Annotated in this window: 1 protein-coding gene; it reads left to right on the top strand. The window is 63.5% G+C overall.

Annotated features, from left to right (window positions below):
* Positions 1 to 219 (top strand): condensation domain-containing protein (locus H0H10_RS02300; RefSeq protein WP_188179088.1); only part of this gene is annotated, 219 nt, incomplete at both ends.

Genomic DNA, 219 nt, shown 5'->3' with positions numbered 1-219 from the left:
TGCGGCGAACATCGCGGACGTCTATCCCCTTGCCCCTCTCCAGGAGGGCATCTTCTTCCACCACCTCCTCCAAGCGGACTCCGGCGAGGACGCGTACATCGTCCCTACCGTTCTGGAGTTTGATTCGCGGGCGCGGCTGGATGCTTTTCTGGCGGTGTTGCGGCGTGTGGTGGAGCGGCATGACATCTACCGGACGGCGATTGTGTGGGAGGGGTTGCG

Origin of the sequence: Streptomyces griseicoloratus (genome assembly GCF_014534645.1) — a bacterium.
In the GTDB taxonomy this organism is placed as follows: Bacteria; Actinomycetota; Actinomycetes; order Streptomycetales; family Streptomycetaceae; genus Streptomyces; species Streptomyces griseicoloratus.
This window is presented reverse-complemented; position numbering and strand designations above follow the sequence as displayed.